Source organism: Sphaerisporangium viridialbum, assembly GCF_049674955.1.
Taxonomy (GTDB): Bacteria; Actinomycetota; Actinomycetes; order Streptosporangiales; family Streptosporangiaceae; genus Sphaerisporangium; species Sphaerisporangium viridialbum.
Genome location: NZ_CP187232.1, coordinates 2,711,957 through 2,729,806 on the forward strand (window position 1 = coordinate 2,711,957; position 17,850 = coordinate 2,729,806).

Consider the following 17,850-nt stretch of genomic DNA (forward strand, 5'->3'; position numbering starts at 1 on the left):
GCAAGATGGCAGAAACTATGGATCAAGGACATGCAGCGCGCGGGGCACCTGGTTCATCGTCCGGGCTCCGGTGTCCGCGCATTCCACCACATCGCCGACCCGGGCCCCGTAAAGATCGGGCACGTGGATCCCCGGCTCGATCGTCATGGTCATGCCCGGGGCGAGCACGGTGCGATCCGCGGCGGTGAGCCACGGCGCCTCACGGCGGTCCAGCCCGACGCCGTAACCCGTCCCGCGCGTGACGTAGGCGCCGTACCCGCTCTCGTCGAGCACGCTCCAGGCGGCGGCGTCGACCTCCGCGGCCGTCACCCCCGACCGTACGGCCTCGGCCGCCGCGTCGCGCGCGGACAGCAGGACCGCGTAGACCGCGTCGAAGTCCTCGGGCGGCTCGGCCACGACGAATCCCCGGCTGGCGTGCGCGTGGTACCCGTCCGACTCGGCCGTCACCCTGATCGACACGGCGTCGCCCGGGTTGATCACCCGGGCGGCCGGCGTGTGGCGCGGTCTCGCGGTGTTCTCGCCCGCCGCCACGACGACCGAGAGCACGCCCTCGGCGCCCGACTCGGTGGCGAGCCGCCGCGCCATGACCCGCTCCGTGGCGCCGAACCAGGACAGCTCGCGTGCCAGGGCGAGCACACCGTCGGTCGCCGCCGCCGCCCGCGCGATCGCGGCGATCTCGTCCGGGCGCTTGTTGATCCGCAGCGGGTCGAGCACCGCCGAGGCCAGCACCAGGTCGGCGTCGACGCGGAGCACGAACAGCTCGTGCGCCCGCATCTGCGCGTCGACCCCCACCCGCGACACCGAGGCTGGGATCAGGGCCGCGGCCTCGGCGGCGTCGGCCGCGAACCCCGGCGGCAGCCCGGGGACGAGCACGAGGAACCCGGAGACGTCCCGGCCGGCGACGTACCGCAGGTCGGGTGAGGGGCGCAGCACCAGCGCGTCCAGCCCGGCCGCGGACATCCGTGCGAGCACGTCCGCCATGACCTCCCCGGTCATGCCCGCGGATACAGCCAGCAGGACACCGGCCCGGGGGCGGGCTCCTTCTCCGCGCAGACGTCCATCGCCATGGGGCAGCGCGGATGGAAACGGCACCCCGCGGGCGGGTCCGCGGGGTCGGGCACGTCGCCCGGCAGCTCCTGGGGCAGCCTGCCCAGCCCGTCCGGCTCCGGGATCGCCCGCAGCAGCGCCTGGGTGTACGGGTGGCGGGGGTTCGCCCAGATCTCGGCCGTCGGGCCGGTCTCGACGATCTTCCCGAGGTACATCACGGCGATGCGGTCCGCGATCAGCCGTACGACGGACAGGTCGTGGCTGATGAACAGCAGCCCGGCGCCCGACTCGACGGCGAGGTTGCGCATCAGCGTCGCCACCTGCGCCTGGGCGGAGGCGTCGAGCGCGGAGATCGGCTCGTCCCCGATGAGCAGCGAGGGACGCGCCGCCAGCGCGCGGGCGATCGCGATGCGCTGGCGCTGCCCGCCGGAGAACTCGTGCGGGTAGCGCCCGGCCATCTGGGCGGGCAGCCCCACCCGCTCCAGCATGCCGCCGGGGGTCGTCTCGCGGTCGCGCGCGGTCTCCAGGCCGTCGGCGATCTGCGCGCCGATCCGCCGCCGGGGGTTGAGGGAGGCGTAGGGGTCCTGGAAGACCATCTGGATCTTGGTCAGTGCCCGGTCCCTGCGGCGCAGGCCGAGGGGGGCCACCTGCCCGCCCTCGAACGCGATCGTCCCGCCGGCGGCGGCGGTGAGCCCGCAGACCGCCCGCGCCAGCGTGGACTTGCCGCAGCCCGACTCGCCGACCAGGCCGACGACCTCGCCGGCCGCCACGCTCAGGCTGGCCCCCGCCACCGCCCGTACGGCCGGACGGCCCGGCGTCCGGTGGTCGACGACCAGGTCGTCCACGGTCAGCAGGCTCACGAGCCCTCCCTCGGAAGTGCGTCCAGAAGGGCGCGGGTGTAGGGATGTTCCGGCGTGCGCAGGACCTGGGCGCGCGGGCCCGTCTCCAGCACGAGCCCCTCCCTCATGACGCTGACCTCGTCCGCCACCGCCGACATGACGCCGAGGTCGTGCGTCACCAGCAGCACGGCGAGCCCGAGGTCGTCGCACAGGCTCCTGAGCAGCCGCAGGACCCCGGCCTGGACGGTGACGTCCAGCGCGGTGGTCGGCTCGTCGGCGATCAGGACCTTCGGGCCGCACGCCAGCGCGATGGCGATGGCGATGCGCTGGCGCATCCCGCCGGAGAACTGGTGCGGGTAGCGGTCGACCGCCGCCGCGGCCCCCGGGATCCGCACCTGGCCGAGCAGATCGACCGCCCGCGCCCGCGCCTCGGCCCTGCCGAGCCCCAGGTGGTGGCGCATGTGCTCGGTGATCTGGCGGCCGATCGACAGCATCGGGTGCAGGCTGGTCGCCGGGTCCTGGAAGACCATCGCGATCTCGCGTCCCCTGACCCTGTTCAGGTCGCGCTGGGGCAGTTCGAGCAGGTTCCGGCCGCCGTCGAGGACGACGCGGCCGGACGTGCGGGCGCCGTGGGGGAGCAGGCCGAGCGCGGCCAGACCCGTCATGGTCTTGCCGGAGCCGCTCTCGCCGGCAAGGCCGTGGACGCGGCCGGGCCGCAGGCCGATGTCGACCCCGCGCAGGATCTCGTGCCCGCCGATGGAGACCTTCAGCCCCTCGACGCTCAGCACGGTGGCGGTGTCCGGTGAGCTCACAGCGCACGCTCCTTGATCGCGCGGGCCGTACGGGGGTCCAGGGCGTCGCGCAGCGTGTCGCCGAGGAAGTTGAACGCCAGCACGACGGTCAGGATGGCGAGGCCGGGGAAGGTCGCGACCCACCAGCTGTCGAACACCTCCACGCCGGAGGCGACCATCGCGCCCCACTCGGGGGACGGCGGCTTGGCCCCGAGCCCGAGGAAGGAGAGCCCGGACAGCAGGAGCAGCGCCGTGCCGATGTCGAGCGTGGCGAGCACCAGGATGGGTCCTGTCACGTTGGGGAGCACGTCCACCCGCAGTGAGCGCCAGGCGGAGAAGCCGAGCAGCCGGCCGCTGAGCACGAACTCGCGTTCCCGCATGCCGAGGACCAGCCCGCGGGTCACGCGGGCGTAGGCGGGCCACGCCACGACCAGGACCGCCAGCACCGCGTTGGTCAGGCTCGCCCCGAGCGCCGCGGCGACGACCATCGCGAGGATCACGGTGGGGAACGCGAAGACCAGGTCGGCCAGCCGCATGATCCCTTCCCCCACCCATCTACCGAAATATCCGGCGCTGGCGCCGAGGGCGCCGCCGATCAGCAGGGACAGCGCGACCAGCAGCAGCGTCAGCGGGATGGACACCCGGGCGCCGTACATGATCCGGGACAGGATGTCGCGGCCGAGCTGGTCGGTGCCGAACCAGTGCCCGGGGCCGGGGGAGGCCAGCCGGGGCAGGTCCTGGGCCAGCGGGTCGTGCGGCGCGAGCAGGGGAGCGGCGGCGGCGATCACCAGCCAGGCGAGGGCCACCACGGCCCCCATGACGGCGAGCGGCTGCCGCCATGCCTCGGGCAGGCGCGAAAGGATCCTCACGCGGGCCTCACTCCCGGGCGGGCGCCGGCCCACGGGCCGAGGCCGATGCGCGGGCTCACTTTCAGGCCGATGCCCATGCGCGGGCTCACTTTCAGGCCGATGCCCATGCGCGGGCTCACTTTCGGGCCGAGGCCGATGCGCGGGCTCACGACGGTCTCACTCTCGGGTCGATGCCCGTGCACGGAGTCACGACAGTCTCACTCTCGGGTCGATGATCCCGTACAGGATGTCGACCACCAGGTTGATCAGGACGTACACGCCGCCGACCACCAGGCCGACGCCCATGACGGCGGGCAGGTCGAGGGTCGTGGCGCTCTTGTAGGCGTACTGGCCGATGCCGGGCCTGGCGAACACGGACTCGACCAGCACGGTGCCCGATAGCAGGCTGCCGAACGCCAGGCCGGCGACCGTGATGATCGGCACCAGCGCCGAGCGCAGCACGTACCGGAACAGGATGACGCGGCCCGGCAGGCCCTTGGCCCGCGCGGCGCGCACATAGTCCTGCCCGAGCACCTCCAGCACCGCCGAGCGCGTGAACCGGGTCAAAAGCCCGATGGTGTACGCGGCGAGCACGAGCGCGGGGGTGATCAGGTGGCCCACGGCCGAGGAGAACACGTCCCACTGCCCCGCGAGCGCGGCGTCGACCGTGTACAGGCCGGTGACGTCCGGCGGGGGGCTCATGTCGGGGGCGATGCGCCCGCTGCCCGGGGTGATCTGGAGGCGGAAGAAGAACACGTAGAACGCCACCAGCGCGAGCCAGAACGTCGGCACGGAGATGCCGATGAGGCTCGTCACGCGCAGGATCTGGTCCGACAGCCGGTCGCGGCGCAGCGCGGCGACGACGCCGAACGCGACGCCCGCGATCAGGGAGATCACGATCGCCCCGCCGGCCAGCTCGATCGTGGAGGGGACGAACTCCGCCAGGTCGGTCAGGACGGCCCGATGGCTCTGCTGGCTCATGCCGAGGTCGCCCTGGACGAGCCCGCCGAGGTACGTCAGGTACTGCGCGGGCAGCGGCTTGTCCAGGCCGTGCTCGGCGCGGAACTGCGCCACGATCGCCGGGTCGCCCAGCGCGCGCTGGCCGAGGTTGGCCGTCACGGGGTCGCCCGGCACGAGGTTGGTCAGGACGAACGTGACCAGCGTCATCCCGAAGCCGAGCAGCACCGCGGCGGCGATCCTGCGGAGCAGGAACCGCGCCAGCGGATGCCGCAGCCCCCTTACACCCGTGCGGGCGGCACGGCGCGGAGCCGTACCGCCCGCCGAGGCGTCACTTGGTGCCGAGGGCTGCGACATCGACCGTCCACACCGGGTGGAACGCGAGGCCGGTGACGGAGGCGGCCGTCACGATGTTCTGGCTGGGCTGGACCAGCGGGACGAACGGCCCCGACGCGTTGAGCGTGTTCTGGATGTCGACGTACATCTGCTTGCGCGCGTCGTCGCCGATGGTCGTCGCGGCCTTGTCGCCCGCGGCCTCCAGCTCCTTGTCGGCGCCCGCCTTCCAGCCGGCGCGCAGGCCGACCGTCTTGCCGGGGAGGAAGGCCAGGTAGTCGGTCGGGTCCGGGTAGTCCGGGCCCCAGTACCACAGGCCGAGCTCCTCCTTGCCGTTGCGGTAGTTGTCGAGCGCGGTCGCCACCGGGGCGGGGGCCAGCTCGACGGTGATGCCGACCTCCTTGAGGTTGGCCTGGATGCGCTCGGCGAAGGGCTGGAACGACAGGCCCTGGAGCGTGATGTCGCTCGGGTACTCCAGCTTGACGCTCGGGTTGCTCACGCCGCTGGCCGCGAGGGCCGCCTTGGCGCCCTCCACGTCCCGCTTGACGGCCTGGTCGGCGGGCAGCGCGCCCAGCAGCATCGTCGGGATCACGCCCGGCGCCTGGACCGAGCCCTCGCCGGCGAGCTCCAGCAGGCCCTGGTAGTCGACGCCCTTGCGGATGGCCTCGACGACCTTGGGGTTGTTCGTCACCTTGCTGACGCCCGGGTCCTGGTTGGCGAGCATGAAGACCACGTTCGCCGAGGCGGTCTTGGTGGTCTGCATGTCTCCGGCGACGCCCTTGATCTGGTCACCGGACAGGTCCAGGGCCACCTGGCTGTCACCCCGCTGCACGTTCAGCTTCTGGGTGGCGGACTCGACGTTGCGCAGCACGACCTTGGTGTACACGGGCTTCTTCGCGCCCCAGTACTTGGCGTTGGCCTTCAGCACCACCTGCGACTGGGCGTTGAAGGACTCCAGCTCGTACGGCCCGGAGCCGGCGGAGGCGCCGTTGAGGTACTGCTCGGCCTTGTCGGAGGTGTCGGCCGTGCCGCCGTGCTCCTTGACGACCTTGGAGTTCACGATGCCGAGGGCGGGGTTCGGGAGGATGAACGGCAGCGCCGGGTTGGCGGTCTTGGAGGTCAGCGTGACGGTCGTCTCGTCGGTCTTGGCCACCTCGACCCCGTCGAGCAGGAAGGACGGGTTGCCCTTCAGGTCGCGCACCCGGTCGAGCGAGAAGACGACGTCGTCGGCGGTGACCGGGGAGCCGTCGGAGAAGGTGGCGCCCTGCTTGAGCTTCAGCGTGAGCGTCTTGCCGTCGGCGGACTGCTCGTACGACTCGGCGAGGGAGGGCACCGGCTTGGTGACGTCGGAGCCCTCGAAGGTCAGCAGGGTGTCGTAGAGCGCCTTGCCGATGAGCAGCCCGGTCGGCTCGTAGTTGCGGCCGGGGTCCGCGGTCTTGAGGGTGAAGGAGGCGTCCATCACCAGGGTCTTGCTCGCGCCGCCGCTCTGCGACGACGTGGTGGGCGTGCTGCCACCGGAGCAGGCGGCGAGGGAGAGCGCGCCGGTGAGCAGTACCGGCAGCAGAGCCGCCTTCGCCTGCCATGCCGTACGGCGCCGCGGACGGGTCGCCATTCTGTGTCCTCCGGAATTGGTGCTATGTAGACGATTGTTAGCGTGTCGTCCAGGATTGTCCGATGGAACGTCCAGCTCATGGCGGGAAGCCGAGACGGATATGACGCTTAGGAACAAGGTATGACCGAAATGTCAGGCTCGCCGTCGCCCGGGACCGCGGTCCCTGGACGGATCGGCATCGGCCTCCAGCTCGACGCGACGCACATGAAGATCCTGGAGGTCCTGCGGGAGAACGGCCGCATCTCGGTCGCGGCGCTGGCCGAGCGGGTCGGGATCTCCCGGGCGAGCGCCTACACCAGGTTCGAGGCGCTGCGCGCGGACGGTGTGATCAAGAGGTTCACCGCCGAGGTCGACCACCTGCGGGCCGGTCTCGGGATCACCGCGCTGGTGTTCGTGACCGTGCGGCAGCAGATGTGGAAGCAGTTCCGCGCCCAGCTCGCGCAGATGCCCGAGGTGGAGTACTGCGCGATCACCACCGGGCAGCACGACGCGATGATCCAGGTCAGGATGGCCGACGTCGCGGCGGTGCACGCGCTGGTGACCGAGCGCCTGGCGAGCATCCCCGCCGTCAAGGCCACCGAGACGGTCTTCATCCTGGACGAGGTGCTCAAGCGGCCGTACGTGCTGCCCTCCGACCGCCGCCCCCGGCAGGCGCCCCGCAGACCGCCCGCCGCCGAACCCACGCCCCCGCCGAACGTCCCCCTCGGCAAGATGCGCTTCGTCGGCGCCGCCGAAGGGCGCGCCGACATGCACAAGGACACCTGACCCCTTCGGGGTCAGACCTCTTCGCACACGCTGGTCTGGGGGGTGTCGTCGCCGTCGAAGGTGAACTCCTCCACCAGGCGCAGGCGGCCGTCGGGGAGTGCCTCGATGCGGCTGTCGCCTCGCCCGGAGGCGCGGCCGCCCGCCTTGAGCGCGTGCACGTACATGATCTCGATCCGGTCGCCGTCCCTGGTGCCCACGAACCGGCCGTTGGTCACGGTGTCGCCGGTGTAGCTGCCCCAGATGAGACCGTCCGTCTCCTCATAGGCGAACCGGGTGGGATCATCGGCGCTCACCTCGCTCGCCGTCGAGCTGATCATGACGAAACTGCGGCCGCTGAGAAGGTTCCTGTCGCTCACGTCTCCGCATCGTGCCCATTCCCGCGCCCCCGTGCCGACCCGGCTGGACGTTTCGCTCACGACTGCCGGAGTGGCGTGGTGATCCGTCTTCGGCCACCGGCGGAACAGAGGGATGACCTGTACGCCCGATCTCACTCGTCCCCTCGGACGAGGAGGGCCCCGGCGGCCGGCCGGGGCCCTCCTCCTCTGCTTGTGGATGTGTCAGAAGTCGTAAACCGGGCCTGTGTGAGCTCGCAGGGTGCACGGGTTGCCGTAGGTGTGGCGCACCGTGATGCGGCGGCCGTCCCAGCTGCCGACGGCGGTGACCGTCACGGGATTGTAGATCCTCGGGCAGTGGATCCCCGGCGACAGGTCCAGCCTGCTCGGATCGCCTCCGACCCCGATGAGCGCGCGGCAGGCGCTCGCCGCCGAGGGGTGCGTCCCTCCGGGAGGCGAGCATCGCAGGGTCACGACGCGGTCGGCCGGAAGCGGCGTGGCACCGCGGTGCCTGGTCAGGACCAGCGTCCTGGCGCGCCGATCAGGCGACCCACCCGGGCCCGGGCCTGGACCGATGTGGGGTTCCGGCGGTGGCTTGATGTGCGGCGCCGGTGGTGGCCCGGGGTCGGGTCCCGGGGGCGGTGTCGGTATCGGCCAGATGTGGGGTGCCGGTGGCGGTGTCGGCCCATTCCAGGGCTGGTCTCCCAGGGCGGGAGCGCCGGGTGGCGGATCCCAGGCCGAAGAGGCGCCGGCCGCCGGACCCGCGGCGACGGCCGCGCCGAGGACCAAGGCCAGACAGCTCAGACCAGTGGCAATACGTCGCAAGTGAATCCCCCGATCACGTATGACGATGAGCGAACTACAGCCTCCCGCGCCCACCCGCTCAGAACGGTGACCGACGCTCTGACCATGCGATTTCTCTATGCGATATCTGGAGCCCCCGCCGCCGTGCGAGCGTGCTCCGTTTCCGGCGGCCCACCACGGGACGGGGGCCGCGCGGTGGCCTCAGGGGAGTGCTGGAGGAAATCTGTCGGACCCGTTGCCTAGGGTTGGCCGTCGGAGCGACCAGGGAGGCGATGTGATCCAGCGGCCACGAATGACTCTGTCGGGCGTCGTGCTCGACTCACCCGACGCACAGGAGCTGGCGGCGTTCTACCGCCGGCTGCTCGGCTGGCAGGTGCAGAGCGATGAGCCCGACTGGGTGAAGCTGCGCGCGCCCGACGGCGGGCCGGGGCTGTCGTTCCAGACCGAGACGGCGTATGCCAGGCCCGCCTGGCCGGCCGGCCCCGGCGACCAGCAGATGATGGTCCACCTCGACATCCTCGTCGACGACCTCGACGTCGCGGGAGCCCACGCGGTGGCCTCGGGCGCGGTCCTCGCGGAGTTTCAGCCTCAGGACGACGTGCGGGTCTACCTCGATCCCGCCGGGCACCCGTTCTGCCTGTTCATATCCGAATAGTCCGGGGTTCGGGCGGCATGGTCCGGGGCTCAGGCGGCGATCCACTCCCTGGAGGTGGTGACCTTGTCCAGGATGTCCGGCACGGGTTCCACGCCGAGGCCCGGGCCGGTGGGCACGGGCAGGTGGCCGTCCCGCAGGACGAACGGCTCGGTGATGTCGGTGGCGTAGTACCGGCTCGACCCCGAGGTGTCGCCCGGCAGGGTGAAGCCCGGCAGCGCGGCCAGCGCGACGTTGGCGGCCCGGCCGAGGCCGGTCTCCAGCATGCCGCCGCACCACACCGAGACCCCGTGCGCCCGGCACAGGTCGTGGATGCGCCGCGCCTCGATGTACCCGCCCACCCGGCCGGGCTTGACGTTGATGATGGAGCACGACCCGAGCGAGATCGCGGCGGCGGCGTGCGCGGCCGACTCGATCGACTCGTCCAGGCACACCGGAGTCCTCAGCCGCTTGGCGAGGGCCGCGTGCTGCACCAGGTCGTCGTCGGCCAGCGGCTGCTCGATCAGCAGCAGGCCGTAGTCGTCGAGCTTCGCCAGGTGCGGGGCGTCCACCAGGGTGTAGGCCGCGTTGGCGTCCACCTGCAGCGGCAGGTCGTCGCCGAAGCGCTCCCGCACCGCGCGCACGGGCGCCACGTCCCACCCCGGCTGGATCTTGATCTTCACCCGGATGTAGCCCTCGTCCAGGTAGCCGGCCACCGCGTCGAGCAGCTGCGGGATCGAGTCCATGATGCCGACCGACACCCCGCAGGGCACCCGGTCGCGGGAGGCGCCGAGGAAGCCGCCGAACGACCTGCCGGCCGCGCGCAGCTCGGCGTCGAGCACGGCGGTCTCCAGCGCCGCCTTGGCCATCCGGTGGCCCTTGAAGGGCTCGAGCGCCCGCCCCACGGCGTACGCGTCCAGGCTCGGCAGGGCGGTCAGCGCGGGGATCAGGAAGCGGCGCATCACCTCGGCGGCGCCGTCGACGTACTCCGAGGAGTACAGCGGCTCGGACATCGCCACACACTCGCCCCACCCCTCGGCCTCGGGGGTGACCACCCTGACCAGCAGCACGTCCCGCTCGGTCTCGGTGCCGAACGAGGTACGGAACGGCGCGACCAGCGGCATCGCGATCCTGCGCAGCTCGACTCCGGTGATCTTCACGCTCGCTCCAGGATGTAGTGGCCGTCGGTGGTGAAACCGGTGACGCGCGCCCCGCCGTCGATCAGACCCCCGAGCACGTCGCGCATCGCGTGGCGCCACGCCTTGGCGGCGGCCGGGTCGGCCGGCCGGAGCCCCTCGATGTCCTCGGGCGTGCCGACCAGGAGCACCTGGCCGTCCTCGCGCCCGACCGCGGGACGATCGCCTCTGGCGGACAGCGCGACCACGGCCCCCTCCGGGGGCCGCGCCGGACGTGCCGTGCGCGCGCACGCCGCCAGCACGTGCGGCTCGGTCAGCCGCCACACCGCCAGCAGCCGGTCGGACTCGTCACCGGCGTTGATCACGTCCTCCATGGCCCCGTAGAAGCACGGAAGGTACTGCTCGGGGCGGGCGCCGAGCTTGGCGATGTTGAAGTAGGCGTTGCGGCGCACCAGTGGATCATAGGTCCAGGAGATCTGGCCGAGCCCCCGCGACAGCGCCCAGGCGCGCTGGTGGAGTTTCAGGGCGAACCCGATGCCGCGTCCCATCAGGCTGCCGGTGACATGGGAGTGCAGGGCGGTGCCGGGGGGACCGGCGAGGAAGCCGACGCTCGCGCCGACCAGCGTGGCGCCCTCGAAGGCCCCCGCCACGTAGTTGCCGCTGTGGGACAGCGCGCGCATCAGCTCCACGCTCATCGGGACGTTCACCGGCTCCGGATGCCAGATCTCGTCGTACAGCCGGTAGACCAGCTCGAACTCGGGGATCTCGTGAAGCTCGCGCACCTCCACCCCGCAGTGCCGGGCGGCGGCCCGCCACTGCCCGTCGGCCGCCTCCGCGAGCGACGCCGGGGCCGGCGGGGTCACGGCCCGCTCCCGCGCCGGCCTGTCACCGCCGGCCTTCCAGGATCAAATGGACCAGCCTGGCCAGCAGGGCCGCCCGGCGGGGCATCTCCTCGACGATCACGTGCTCGTGCGCCGCGTGGGCCCCGCCGCCCACCGCGCCGAGGCCGTCCAGCGTGGGGCACCCGACGCCGGCCGTGAAGTTGCCGTCCGAGCCGCCGCCCACGGCCACACCGCGCAGCGGGCCGATCCCCAGCTCGGCGGCGGCCTGCTCGGCCAGCTTGAACAGGGCGGACGAGGAGGCGGCGTCCATCGGCGGCCGGTTCGGCCCGCCCGTCACCGTGAGGCGCGTGCCGGGCAGCCTCGGCGCCAGCGCGCGCATCCGCTCGTCCACGCGGGCCTGCGCCGCCTGCTCGGCCGCGCGCACGTCCACGGCGACGGCCGCCTCCGCCGGCACGGTGTTGGTGCTGGTGCCCGCGCTCATCACGGTCGGGGTCACGGTCGTCGAGCCGTCCGGGCCGGACATCGCCGCGATGGCGAGCACCTGGTGGGCCAGCTCGACCCCGGCGTTCGCCCCCTTCTCGGGTTCCAGGCCCGCGTGGGCCGCCATGCCGTGCACGGCCACCTCGTACCGGGAGACGCCCTTGCGCGCGGTCTTCAGCGCGCCGCCGTCGGCGCTCGCCTCAAGGACGAGCGCGGCCGCGCAGTCCCGGGCGCTCTGCTCGATGAGCGCTCGCGAGGTGGGCGAGCCCAGCTCCTCGTCGCCCGTCACCAGCACGCACACCCCGTCCACCGACGCGAGCGAGCGCAGGGCGTGGAACATCTGGACCAGGCCGGCCTTCATGTCGAACACCCCCGGTCCCCGGGCGACACCGCCGGTGACCGCCCACGGGTGCGCGCGCAGCGACCCGATCGGCCAGACGGTGTCGTGGTGGCCGAGGAGCAGGACGCGTGGCGTGCCGAAGCTCCAGCGCAGGTGCGTGACCCCGCCGAGCACGATCGGCTCGGGCGGCACGCCGAGATGCCGGGCGCCGAGGGCGGCGACCACCGAGGCGCTGGCGGCGACCGCGTCGTGGTCGGAGGAGAAGGACTCGCGCAGGACGAGCTCCTCCAGGTCGTCCAGCATGACCGGAAGGTCGCCGGGCATCACCTGACGAGCCCTGGCTCGGCGATCTCCGGCGCGGGCCGTCCCAGTTCCGAGCGGAACAGCCGCATCACGTTGCCGCCGAGGACCTTGCGGATGTCCTGCTCGTCCAGGCCGCGCTTGAGCAGCTGCTCGGTGACCAGGGGCATGCCGCCCGGCCCGTCGAGCCCGGGAATCGCCGCCCGGGAGTCGATGCCGCTGGGGCCGAACCCCTCGCAGCAGGGCGGGGTGAGGTCGACCATGACCTCCCTCATGAAGTCCGGCCCGAGGCCGACGTGGTCGAGGCCGGCGACGTCCGCGATGTGCAGGATGTGGTCGGCCAGCCGTTCCACGGTGTAGCCCTCGGGCTTCTCCGACAGGAACGCCGCGAGGAAGTTCACGCAGACGACGCCGCCGCCCGCGGCGACCGCGCGCAGCTGCTCGTCGGTGAGGTTGCGGTGGTGGTCGCGCAGGGCCCGCGCCGAGGAGTGCGTCGCGATGACCGGCCGCGTGGCGATCTCCAGCACGTGCGCCACGCCCGACGCTCCCAGGTGGGAGATGTCGAAGATCATGCCGAGCCGTTCCATCTCCTGGAGAGCCGCGACGCCGTACGCGGTGAGACGGCTGCCGGTGGCGTCCTCCCCGCTGCCGTCGGCGAGCGGGGTGCGTCCCCAGTGGGCGATGGAGGCGACGCGGACGCCCAGCCGGAACAGGGTGGGAAGCAGCTCCACGCTCGCGTCCAGGCCAGGCATGCTCTCAAGGGCGATGACCAGGGCGATCCTGCCGAGGGCGAGCGCCTCGTCGACCTGCTGCCCGTCGTAGCAGATGCTGACCTCGCCGGGGTTGCCCTCGGCCAGCACGTGGGCGCACTCGATCATCCGCAGGGTCTGGCGGAGCGCGCCCTCCGGGCGGTACTGGCTGTCGATGAAGACCGGCAGGACCTGCACGTCGACGCCGCCCTCGCGGAGCTGGGGCAGCCACCGCTCCCGGAAGAACGACGCCCACATCTCCGGCGGCCTCGCCGAGACCGCCATCAGGAGGTCGTTGTGGGTGTCTGCCACGATCGCGTCCTGATGCAGGTCTGCGAACACGTACGGGCTCCTCTCGCCGCGGACCTCGCCAGCGGTCCTTCCCACGCGTCAGGCCCGCGACGCGGAAGTCGGCCGTCCGGAAGGGGCACCTTGTTCACCCCGAGTGTCCGGTTTCATTCGACCGTATACGCACGCGGTGCAAATCGAAATCCAAGGCCCCAGGCCCCAGGTCCCGGGGCCTGGGCGGCAGGAGCCGGTCAGCCGAAGGTGTACGCCCCGGGGTGGGGAGCCCGCGTGATCCTGCGGTACACCGTCGCCGGCCTGGGCCAGTTGTTGGTCACCCGCCCGGCGGCGTTCTTGTACCAGCTGTGGCAGCTCGCCTCCCAGACCGTGCGGGCCATGGCCTGGTCGAGAGCCCGGCGCCAGGCGTCCATGGCGGCCGGGCGCACCTCCATCGGTCCGCGCGCGGACAGCAGCGGCAGGCAGCCCATGATGTAGCGGACCTGCGACTCGATCATCAGGACGATCGAGTTGTGGCCGAGGTTGGTGTTCGGCCCGTACAGCAGGAAGAGGTTCGGGAAGTACGGCACGGCGACGCCCAGGTAGGCCTCGGCGCCGCCCTTCCACACGTCGTGCAGCCTGCGGCCCTCCCTCCCCGTGATCTCGATGGGGGCCAGGAAGTCCGTCGTCTGGAAGCCGGTCGCGTAGACGATCGTGTCGGCCTCGCGGACGGTGCCACCGGCGGTCTCGATGCCGTGCGGGACGACGCGGGCGATCGGCTCGGTGACGAGGTCGACGTTGGGCTGGGTGAGCGCCGGGTAGAAGTCACTGTCGATCACGATGCGCCTGCAGCCGATCGGGTAGGCGGGGGTCAGCTTGGCGCGGAGCGCCGGGTCCTCGACCTGCTGCCTCAGGTGGTCCGTGGCGCGCTTGACGATCAGCCGCCGGCTCCAGCCCCCGACGAGCACGGGGAACACCAGGCCCTCGATGAACCGGAAGATCCGCTCGCGGTCGGCCGCGAGGAGAAGCGGCACGCGCTGGAACGCCAGCCGTTCGCGCGGGCTGTACGCCCCGTCGGCCTTGGGGATGACCCAGTTGGGCGTGCGCTGGTAGACGTCCAGGTGGCCGGCGACGCGGGCGACGCGCGGGATGATCTGCGCGGCCGAGGAGCCGTTGCCGATCACGGCGACACGGCGGCCGGTGAGGTCGTGGTCGTGGTCCCAGCGGGCGGAGTGGAAGGCGGTGCCCTCGTAGGAGGACATACCCGGAAAGTCGGGCAGGCGGGGGCGGTTCAGCTGGCCCACGCCGGAGACGACCACGTCGAACGGCTCCTCCTGCCCGTCCGCCGTCGTCACCCGCCAGCGGTTCACCGACGCGTCGAACACGGCGGCCGTCACCTCGGTGTTCAGCCGCAGGTGGGGGCGCAGGCCGTACTTGCGGGCGCAGTGCTCCAGGTAGGCGAGGATCTCGCGCTGGCGGGGGTAGCGGCGCGTCCAGTCGTGACGCTGCTCGAACGAGTAGGAGTACAGGTGGGAGGGCACGTCGCAGGCGGCTCCCGGGTAGGTGTTGTCCCGCCAGGTGCCGCCGACGCGGCCAGCCTTCTCGAAGATGGTGTAAGTGGATATCCCGGCCCTCTGGAGCTGGATCCCCATGCACAGCCCGCCGAAGCCCGCCCCAATGATCGCTACCGTTGGTGCCATTCGCCAGCCCTCCGGGTGTCAGGACGTACTTACGGTAGATCGTGGCGATAGTCTGCGCACGTGTCCCCAACGGCGTTGTCCGCGATCATCGCGGAACTTGAATCGGCGTATGACCCGGCTTGGGCGGAGGCCTGGGACGCTGTGGGCCTGGTTTGCGGAGATCCGGCGCAACCCGTAGGCAAGATCCTGTTTGCGGTCGATCCTGTGGCGAGCGTCGCCGACGAGGCGGTGGCCTGGGGCGCCGACCTGATCGTCACCCACCACCCCCTCTACCTGCGGGGTACGACCACCGTCGCGGCCGACACGGTCAAGGGCGCGCTGATCCACCGGCTGATCAAGCACGACATGGCCCTCTACACCGCCCACACCAACGCCGACGTGGCCGATCCCGGCGTCTCCGACGCCCTGGCCAGGGCGGTAGGGCTCTCCGGAGAGCTGCGCCCGCTGCGTCCCTCACCGGACGACCCGCGCCGGGGCCTCGGCCGCGTCGGTGAGCTGGAGGAGCCCCTCACCCTCCAGGAGTTCGCCGCCCAGGCCGCCCGGGGGCTGCCGCGCACCGCGTGGGGCCTGCGGGTCGCCGGCGACCCGTCCCGCGTGGTCCGCACGGTCGCGGTCAGCGGCGGCGCGGGCGACTCCCTGCTCGGTACGGCTCGTGCCGCCGACGTCTTCCTGACCGCCGACCTCAGGCACCATCCGGCAAGCGAGTTCATGGAGTCCGGGGCGTTCTCGGGCGGTCCCGCGCTGATCGACGCGGCCCACTGGGCCACCGAATGGCCCTGGCTGCCCCAGGCCGCGGAGCTTCTCGCGTCAGGGTTGGCCGCCAGGGGGATTAGTGTTGAGACGCGCGTCTCCGAGACGGTCACGGACGCCTGGACGACAACAGCACAGTGCGAGGAATTAAGTGAAAGCAGCCCCGGAAGCACAGAAGCGTCTGCTCGAGCTGGCCGAGCTTGACGCCGTCCTCGACCGGCTGGCGCATCGCCGCCGCACGCTGCCCGAGCTCGCCGAGATCGACGAGCGTTCGGCGAAGCTGGCCCGGCTCGCCACCGAGGTGATCGCGGCGGAGACCGAGACCGGCGACCTCGCGAGGGAGCAGACCAAGGCCGAGTCCGACGTCGACGCGGTGCGGGTGCGCGCCGAGCGCGATCAGAAGCGCCTCGACTCCGGCCAGGTCTCCTCTCCCAAGGATCTCTCCAACCTCCAGTCCGAGATCGCCTCGCTCCACCGCCGCCAGGCCGACCTGGAGGACGTGGTGCTGGAGATCATGGAGCGCAAGGAGGCGGCGGACGCCCAGGTCGCCCGGCTCACGGCCGAGCGCGCCGAGATCGGCTCCGGCCTGTCCACGCTGGAGGAGAAGCGCGACGTCGCGCTCGGCGCCCTCGACAAGGAGAGCGAGGAGGCCAAGGGGAAGCGCGGAGGCATCACCGCCGACATCCCCGCCGACCTGCTCGCCCTGTACGAGAAGCTGCGCGGGCAGTACACCGTCGGCGCGGCCATGCTGCAGGGCGGGCGGTGCCAGGGCTGCAAGGTCTCCCTGTCGATCGCCGACCTCAACCGCATCAGGGCCGCCGCCGCGGACGAGGTGGTCCGCTGCGAGGAGTGCCGCAGGATCCTCGTCCGCACCCCCGAGTCCGGCCTGTGAAGCTCGTCATCGAGGCCGACGGCGGCTCCCGGGGCAATCCAGGCCCCGCCGGATACGGCGCCGTCGTCAAGGACCCCGACGGGCAGGTGCTGGCCGAGGCGGCCGACGCGCTCGGGGTCGCGACCAACAACGTCGCCGAGTACCAGGGCCTGATCGCCGGCCTTCGGTCGGCGCTCGCCCTCGGGGGCGACGGCGCCATGGTCGAGGTCCGGATGGACTCCAAGCTGGTCATCGAGCAGATGGCCGGCCGGTGGAAGATCAAGAACGAGGGTTTGCGGCCGCTCGCGATGGAGGCGGCCGACCTCGCGCGGCGCCTTCGCGTGAGCTGGAAGTGGATCCCGCGAGAGCGCAACCGCGACGCCGACCGCCTCGCCAACGAGGCCATGGACGCCGCCGCCCGCGGCACCAAGTGGCAGGGCACCCCCCTTCCCTTGCCCACTTCCCCTCTGGGGCCGCCTTCTACTTCTGGGGCGGCGTCATCTCCGGAGGCGCCTTCCACTTCTACGGTCGCTTCGTCTCCCGCGGTCGCCCACGAGCCCCTCTTCGATCTCGGCCCCACCTCCACAGAGCCATCGGCCGTGAGCTCCGTCGCCCCCCTCGACTCCGCGTCGGAGCCCTCCGCCGAGGCGACGCTCGTCACCGCGCCGCAGCGCGGTAGCGGTTGGATGGGAGCGGCCAGGACGGCCACGTCGTTGCTGCTGCTCCGTCACGGGGAGACGTCGTTCTCCGTCGAGCGCCGGTTCTCAGGCATCGGCGATCCCGAGCTGACCCTCAAGGGCATCGCCCAGGCCGAGGCCGCCGCCGCCCGGCTGTCCCGCAAGCCGTACGAGATCGACGTGATCGTCACCTCCCCGCTCCGGCGCGCCCGCCAGACGGGTGAGGCCGTCGCCTCGCGCGCCGGGCTCAAGACCACCGCCGACGAGGGGCTGCGCGAGGTCGACTTCGGCGCATGGGAAGGCCACACGTTCACCGAGATCCAGCGCCATTGGCCGGACGAGCTGGCCGCCTGGCTCGCCGACCCCTCCGTGGCCCCGCCCGGCGGTGAGAGCTTCGAGCAGGCGGCGCTCCGGGTCGGGGAGGCCAAAGACAGGCTCCTGCTCGAACACGGCGGCAAGACCGTCCTGGTCGTCTCGCACGTGACACCGATCAAGCTGTTGCTGCGCTTCGCGCTGCTGGCGCCCCCGGACGCGCTCTACCGCATGCATCTCGACGTGGCGTCCCTGTCGTCGGTCGACTACTTCCCCGACGGCCCGGAGCTGGTCACCGCACTCAACGACACGGCACACCTTCGCTGATCTCGCGTGGTGCACGGCGGTGACCGCGGGGGCTCGGGCCACCGCCGTACGCCTCCTATCAGACCTGGTGGGGTTTGCCGCTGGATCAAAGGCGACTTGTGATCCGTTAAACTGGAGACACAGCG

General features: G+C 72.0%; 19 protein-coding genes. 5 read left to right on the forward strand and 14 right to left on the reverse strand.

The window, feature by feature from the left end; genetic code table 11:
* Positions 1-15 precede the first annotated feature (15 nt).
* Genes ACOZ38_RS11975 through ACOZ38_RS12005 form a run of 7 tightly spaced genes read right to left on the reverse strand, consistent with a single transcriptional unit; the run spans position 16 to position 6,427 of the window.
* Positions 16-996, reverse strand: coding sequence for a M24 family metallopeptidase (locus ACOZ38_RS11975; RefSeq protein ID WP_424530398.1), 981 nt, complete (start codon positions 994-996; stop codon positions 16-18).
* Positions 993-1,907 (reverse strand): ABC transporter ATP-binding protein, encoded by a 915-nt coding sequence (locus tag ACOZ38_RS11980; RefSeq protein ID WP_424530400.1) that lies wholly within the window; start codon positions 1,905-1,907, stop codon positions 993-995. The genes ACOZ38_RS11975 and ACOZ38_RS11980 overlap by 4 nt, the downstream gene beginning before the upstream one ends.
* Entirely contained in the window at positions 1,904-2,698 is a 795-nt protein-coding gene (locus ACOZ38_RS11985; RefSeq protein ID WP_424530401.1) for an ABC transporter ATP-binding protein, read from the reverse strand. Before ACOZ38_RS11985 ends, ACOZ38_RS11980 begins: the two co-directional genes overlap by 4 nt.
* Positions 2,695-3,546, reverse strand: a complete 852-nt coding sequence (locus tag ACOZ38_RS11990; protein ID WP_405146330.1) for an ABC transporter permease — start codon at positions 3,544-3,546, stop codon at positions 2,695-2,697. Before ACOZ38_RS11990 ends, ACOZ38_RS11985 begins: the two co-directional genes overlap by 4 nt.
* Positions 3,543-3,728, reverse strand: coding sequence for a hypothetical protein (locus ACOZ38_RS11995; RefSeq protein WP_424530403.1), 186 nt, complete (start codon positions 3,726-3,728; stop codon positions 3,543-3,545). The genes ACOZ38_RS11990 and ACOZ38_RS11995 overlap by 4 nt, the downstream gene beginning before the upstream one ends.
* Positions 3,729-3,732: 4 nt before the next feature.
* Positions 3,733-4,839, reverse strand: a complete 1,107-nt coding sequence (locus ACOZ38_RS12000; protein ID WP_424530405.1) for an ABC transporter permease — start codon at positions 4,837-4,839, stop codon at positions 3,733-3,735.
* The gene (locus tag ACOZ38_RS12005; protein ID WP_424530406.1) at positions 4,814-6,427 is read right to left on the reverse strand and encodes an ABC transporter substrate-binding protein; all 1,614 of its coding nucleotides are present in this window, start codon (positions 6,425-6,427) and stop codon (positions 4,814-4,816) included. Before ACOZ38_RS12005 ends, ACOZ38_RS12000 begins: the two co-directional genes overlap by 26 nt.
* 120 nt (positions 6,428-6,547) lie before the next feature.
* Between ACOZ38_RS12005 and ACOZ38_RS12010 the strand changes: the two genes are divergently transcribed.
* Positions 6,548-7,192, forward strand: a complete 645-nt coding sequence (locus tag ACOZ38_RS12010; protein WP_424530408.1) for an Lrp/AsnC family transcriptional regulator — start codon at positions 6,548-6,550, stop codon at positions 7,190-7,192.
* Positions 7,193-7,203: 11 nt separating this feature from the next.
* Here ACOZ38_RS12010 and ACOZ38_RS12015 read toward each other — a convergent pair whose 3' ends face one another.
* Both ACOZ38_RS12015 and ACOZ38_RS12020 read right to left on the reverse strand, forming a co-directional pair.
* Positions 7,204-7,548 (reverse strand): hypothetical protein, encoded by a 345-nt coding sequence (locus ACOZ38_RS12015; protein WP_424530409.1) that lies wholly within the window; start codon positions 7,546-7,548, stop codon positions 7,204-7,206.
* Positions 7,549-7,749: 201 nt separating this feature from the next.
* Positions 7,750-8,403: an SSI family serine proteinase inhibitor gene (locus ACOZ38_RS12020; RefSeq protein WP_424530411.1), complete on the reverse strand. Its 654-nt coding sequence runs from the start codon at positions 8,401-8,403 to the stop codon at positions 7,750-7,752.
* Between the two features lie 217 nt (positions 8,404-8,620).
* Between ACOZ38_RS12020 and ACOZ38_RS12025 the strand changes: the two genes are divergently transcribed.
* Positions 8,621-8,983 (forward strand): VOC family protein, encoded by a 363-nt coding sequence (locus tag ACOZ38_RS12025; RefSeq protein WP_424530413.1) that lies wholly within the window; start codon positions 8,621-8,623, stop codon positions 8,981-8,983.
* Positions 8,984-9,012: 29 nt separating this feature from the next.
* Here ACOZ38_RS12025 and menC read toward each other — a convergent pair whose 3' ends face one another.
* The 5 genes from menC to ACOZ38_RS12050 form a co-directional block, all read right to left on the reverse strand.
* Complete coding sequence (menC, locus tag ACOZ38_RS12030; RefSeq protein WP_424530415.1) at positions 9,013-10,119, reverse strand: o-succinylbenzoate synthase; 1,107 nt, start codon at positions 10,117-10,119, stop codon at positions 9,013-9,015.
* Positions 10,116-10,958, reverse strand: a complete 843-nt coding sequence (locus ACOZ38_RS12035; protein WP_424530416.1) for a GNAT family N-acetyltransferase — start codon at positions 10,956-10,958, stop codon at positions 10,116-10,118. Before ACOZ38_RS12035 ends, menC begins: the two co-directional genes overlap by 4 nt.
* Before the next feature lie 22 nt (positions 10,959-10,980).
* Positions 10,981-12,081, reverse strand: coding sequence for a M20/M25/M40 family metallo-hydrolase (locus ACOZ38_RS12040; protein ID WP_424530417.1), 1,101 nt, complete (start codon positions 12,079-12,081; stop codon positions 10,981-10,983).
* Positions 12,081-13,148: a dipeptidase gene (locus ACOZ38_RS12045; RefSeq protein WP_424530419.1), complete on the reverse strand. Its 1,068-nt coding sequence runs from the start codon at positions 13,146-13,148 to the stop codon at positions 12,081-12,083. The genes ACOZ38_RS12040 and ACOZ38_RS12045 overlap by 1 nt, the downstream gene beginning before the upstream one ends.
* Positions 13,149-13,345: 197 nt before the next feature.
* On the reverse strand, positions 13,346-14,788 hold the full coding sequence (locus tag ACOZ38_RS12050; protein ID WP_424530421.1) for a flavin-containing monooxygenase: 1,443 nt from the start codon (positions 14,786-14,788) through the stop codon (positions 13,346-13,348).
* Positions 14,789-14,848: 60 nt separating this feature from the next.
* Here ACOZ38_RS12050 and ACOZ38_RS12055 point away from each other — a divergent pair, with 60 nt between their 5' ends.
* The 3 genes from ACOZ38_RS12055 to ACOZ38_RS12065 are packed head-to-tail and all read left to right on the forward strand — an operon-like array spanning position 14,849 to position 17,725.
* Positions 14,849-15,742, forward strand: a complete 894-nt coding sequence (locus ACOZ38_RS12055) for a Nif3-like dinuclear metal center hexameric protein (RefSeq protein WP_424530423.1) — start codon at positions 14,849-14,851, stop codon at positions 15,740-15,742.
* The gene (locus ACOZ38_RS12060; RefSeq protein WP_405146358.1) at positions 15,690-16,430 is read left to right on the forward strand and encodes a zinc ribbon domain-containing protein; all 741 of its coding nucleotides are present in this window, start codon (positions 15,690-15,692) and stop codon (positions 16,428-16,430) included. The genes ACOZ38_RS12055 and ACOZ38_RS12060 overlap by 53 nt, the downstream gene beginning before the upstream one ends.
* A complete protein-coding gene (locus ACOZ38_RS12065; protein ID WP_424530425.1) occupies positions 16,427-17,725 on the forward strand; it encodes a bifunctional RNase H/acid phosphatase in 1,299 nt (432 codons plus the stop codon). The genes ACOZ38_RS12060 and ACOZ38_RS12065 overlap by 4 nt, the downstream gene beginning before the upstream one ends.
* The last annotated feature ends 125 nt before the right edge of the window (positions 17,726-17,850 follow it).